This is a genomic window from Lacrimispora sp. (assembly GCF_032078915.1).
Lineage (GTDB): Bacteria > Bacillota > Clostridia > Lachnospirales > Lachnospiraceae > Lacrimispora.
In genome coordinates, this window is record NZ_DAMAUN010000182.1 from 1 (window position 1) to 3,399 (window position 3,399).

The 3,399-nt window shown below is 45.9% G+C and carries 4 protein-coding genes, 2 tRNA genes and 1 pseudogene; 1 reads left to right on the plus strand and 6 read right to left on the minus strand.

Features of this window, described 5'->3' with window-relative positions; translation table 11 throughout:
• Nucleotides 1–94: 94 nt before the first annotated feature.
• The 3 genes from RT269_RS29895 to RT269_RS29905 form a co-directional block, all read right to left on the minus strand.
• Nucleotides 95–183: transfer RNA gene (locus RT269_RS29895), tRNA-Ser, on the minus strand.
• Between the two features lie 45 nt (nucleotides 184–228).
• Nucleotides 229–314: transfer RNA gene (locus RT269_RS29900), tRNA-Ser, on the minus strand.
• 188 nt (nucleotides 315–502) lie between these two features.
• Nucleotides 503–769 carry a hypothetical protein gene (locus RT269_RS29905; protein WP_313188160.1) on the minus strand — a complete coding sequence of 89 codons (267 nt, stop codon included), beginning with the start codon at nucleotides 767–769 and terminating at the stop codon, nucleotides 503–505.
• A gap of 279 nt (nucleotides 770–1,048) precedes the next feature.
• On the opposite strand from RT269_RS29905, the gene RT269_RS29910 reads away from it, so the two are divergent.
• The gene (locus tag RT269_RS29910) at nucleotides 1,049–1,375 is read left to right on the plus strand and encodes a helix-turn-helix domain-containing protein (protein ID WP_025229960.1); all 327 of its coding nucleotides are present in this window, start codon (nucleotides 1,049–1,051) and stop codon (nucleotides 1,373–1,375) included.
• A 27-nt stretch (nucleotides 1,376–1,402) separates the two neighbouring features.
• On the opposite strand, the gene ispD is transcribed toward RT269_RS29910, so the two are convergent.
• The 3 genes and pseudogenes from ispD to RT269_RS29925 form a co-directional block, all read right to left on the minus strand.
• Nucleotides 1,403–2,131, minus strand: coding sequence for a 2-C-methyl-D-erythritol 4-phosphate cytidylyltransferase (ispD, locus tag RT269_RS29915; RefSeq protein ID WP_331664271.1), 729 nt, complete (start codon nucleotides 2,129–2,131; stop codon nucleotides 1,403–1,405).
• Nucleotides 2,131–3,168: a tRNA (adenosine(37)-N6)-threonylcarbamoyltransferase complex transferase subunit TsaD gene (gene tsaD / locus RT269_RS29920; RefSeq protein ID WP_313188162.1), complete on the minus strand. Its 1,038-nt coding sequence runs from the start codon at nucleotides 3,166–3,168 to the stop codon at nucleotides 2,131–2,133. Before tsaD ends, ispD begins: the two co-directional genes overlap by 1 nt.
• Before the next feature lie 10 nt (nucleotides 3,169–3,178).
• Nucleotides 3,179–3,399: pseudogene (locus tag RT269_RS29925) on the minus strand (ribonuclease Z); the annotation flags it as partial.

Here is a 3,399-nt window from a genome sequence, read left to right on the forward strand (position 1 = left end):
TATTTTTTAGAATTTTCAGGGTTTTACATACTGTTCAATCTTCTGTTTTCAAAGTACTGTGCATCTGCCGGAAGGTTCTCTCCCTTGATGCTGACGCAGAAGGAGGGATTTGAACCCTCGCGCCGCTACTAACGGCCTACTCCCTTTCCAGGGGAGCCCCTTCAGCCACTTGGGTACTTCTGCAGTTAGCTGATTCTTTTATGTTATTAGCGGCTAAAAACCTGCCAACGGAGAGGGTGGGATTCGAACCCACGCGCCCTTGCGGACAAACGGTTTTCAAGACCGCCTCGTTATGACCACTTCGATACCTCTCCAAATGTGCTTTTATATTCTAATAGAAGTCCATGCTTTTGTCAAGCACTTTTTTCTCTTTTTTCAAATCTCTTGGAGACCAATACTGCTTGTTTCGCTGCACTTATCAGCTGCAACTTGGATAGTTTATCATTGTTTGTTTGTTCTGTCAACACATTTTTACATTTTTTTCAAATTATATGTTTTAGTCTTAAAAATACTCCAAAAGCCGTTGTTTTGCTTCTTCAGCTGTCTTAAAATCTTCTTCTGTGCCTGTCATATAACTGATCGCATCTTCCCATACTTTTACTGTGTAATCGTCTGCCGGTATTTCAGCAATGACGAAGCGGCAGCATCTTTTATAAATACAGTTTCTTAAATCTGAAAGGTACATGCAGCCCGAATCCGCCGCTATCCGGTCCAAAAGCCCAGCCTTGGCATTTTTGTCCCTCTCTATCCTGTTATCTTCAGTTTTCATCTACCGTACCTTCTTTCATCTTTCCTGCCATGGTTTCCGGGCAGAGCACCTTCTTTATCGGGTGTAAAGGTACACCCAAAGAGTGTTACGTCAGATGCGGCCGCGGACAATATCCGGCAGCCGCCCACCTGTATGGCAGACTTTTCTGTATAATCATACATTAAATACTTTATATAACTAATAATATTGTAATGAATGCAACATGTCAAGTGATGGATTGCATTATTTACTACAGATATTTCATTTAATGCAATACTATGGAATCAGGAGGAGCTACCTATGTATATAGATTTCAATTTTTCAAAACGCCTTTCAGAGCTCAGAGCTCAAAAGGGCGTGTCTGCACGTGATATGAGCCTGTCTCTCGGTCAGAATCCCACATATATCCACAAAATAGAAAATGGACTGGCTCTTCCGTCCATGATGGGTTTTTTCTATATATGTGAATATCTGGACATCGAGCCATCCGAATTCTTCTCTCACAACATCAGCAGCCCGGCAAAACTAAAAGAACTAATGGAGGATGCACAGCATTTAAACCGTGAGCAGCTTGACCACCTTCATCTGATCGTAAAGGATCTTTTAAAATCAGGAGGAAAAAAATAAAAAGGAAGCTGCACTTACAGCATCCTTTTATTTTTCCAGGTATTTTCTTTTCATCAGCACACCGGCAATTTCCATATCCTCCGGTGTTGTGATCTTTATGTTTGCGTAATCGCCACGAATCAGTTTCACCTTTTCCCGAGTCATGGTTTCTACCACCATGGCATCATCCGTTACTCCCTTTTGATACTGTTCTGATGACATAAGTTTTTCATATGCCTGAAGTACCAGTTCATATTCAAAGGCCTGAGGAGTCTGAATCAGCCAAAGACTGTTCCGGTCCGGAGTCATGGCTGCAAATTCACTTTCGTCAGAAATTTTAATGGTATCCTTTACTGGCACCCCAACCGCACAAGCCCTGTACATTCTGGCTGCATCGGAAGCTGCCTCTATGATCTCGACCGTCACGCAGGGCCTGGCCCCGTCATGGATCAGGACATATTCACAGTTGTTAACTGCCTTAAGCCCTTCGTATACGGAATGATACCGTTCCTTTCCCCCTTCAGTAACCGCAGTCACCTTGCTGAAACCGTATTTCTCTATGATCTCCTCCCGGCAATAACCGGACTCTCCGGGACCGGTCACAAGGACGATCTCATCGACCGAACTATTTTCAAAGGCATAAAGCGCATAATACAGCAGAGGTTTCCCAAAGAGCTCTAAGTACTGCTTATGCACCTGGCTTCCCATGCGTGTTCCTTTTCCTGCCGCCAATATGACTGCTGCCGTTCTCCCCCTGCTCTCCATCCGTCCGTCCATCACCTTTCGCCCAGTTTTAAATTGGGAACTGCATTTAAATCCCAACCGGCCCTCGCCCCATTGATATACTCGTAATAAGCCGCTGTGCCGATCATGGCTGCGTTATCCGTGCAGTAAATGGGTGACGGATAGTAAAAGGCAATACCGGTTTTTTCACATGCAAGGCCCATCTCTTTCCGAAGGGCAGAATTGGAAGCCACACCGCCGGCTATGGCAATTTTTTTAAATCCATATTCCTTTGCCGCATCCACCGTATGACTCACCAGCACATCCACGACCGCGTTTTGGAAGGAAGCTGCTAAATCAGCAACATTAATTTCCTCTCCCAACATGCCCGCATGGTTGATATGGTTTAATACCGCAGACTTTAAGCCGCTGAAGCTGAAATCGTAAATGTTCCCTTCCACCTTTGCCCGAGGGAACTTAATGGCATGGGGATTTCCTTCCTTTGCCGCATGATCAATCTTCGGGCCTCCCGGGTACCCAAGGCCCACGGCTCTTGCTACCTTGTCAAATGCCTCTCCTGCCGCATCATCCCTGGTACGGCCCAGAATTTCAAATTCACCGTAATCCTTTACAATAACAAGATGGGTATGTCCGCCGGATACGATCAAACATAAAAAAGGCGGCTCCAGATCCGGATGCTCAATAAAGTTAGCTGATACATGTCCTTCAATATGATGGACACCCACTAACGGCTTGCCTGCTGCATAGGCAATGGCTTTAGCCTCTGCAACGCCTACAAGGAGAGCTCCCACCAGGCCCGGACCATACGTTACGCCAATGGCGTCCATATTATCCAGACTCAGCCCTGCCTCCAGAAGGGCTGCTTCTATGACCTGATTTATCTTTTCAATATGCTTTCTGGATGCGATTTCCGGTACAACGCCCCCGTACAATGTATGAAGGGCGATCTGAGAGGAGATCACATTGGAAAGGATCTCTCTTCCGTTCTTTACTACGGCAGCCGCCGTTTCGTCACAGGAACTTTCAATCGCAAGTATATAGACATCTTCCTCTGTATGATTCTTTTTCATCGCCGCTCCCTCACTCCTCATCAAATTCCAGTTCCAGGGTCCAGGCATCCTTAGCCGCTTTGGTACGAGGGAAAATTTCCCGGACTTTTTCCAAGTATTCCTCCGGTCTGGTAAGAGAGGGACTGTAATGAGTCAGCCACATCTGTTTGGGCCTGGCTTCCTTTGCCAGTCTGGCGGCCTCATAAAAGGTCATATGCTTATACTCTCTGGCTTTTGCTTCCTTCCCTTCCT

Coding starts and splice junctions, on each gene's coding strand:
- RT269_RS29910 (WP_025229960.1), top strand. CDS start 1,049: ATGTATATAGATTTCAATTTTTCAAAACGCCTTTCAGAGCTCAGAGCT.
- ispD (WP_331664271.1), bottom strand. CDS start 2,131: ATGGACGGACGGATGGAGAGCAGGGGGAGAACGGCAGCAGTCATATTG.
- RT269_RS29905 (WP_313188160.1), bottom strand. CDS start 769: ATGAAAACTGAAGATAACAGGATAGAGAGGGACAAAAATGCCAAGGCT.
- tsaD (WP_313188162.1), bottom strand. CDS start 3,168: ATGAAAAAGAATCATACAGAGGAAGATGTCTATATACTTGCGATTGAA.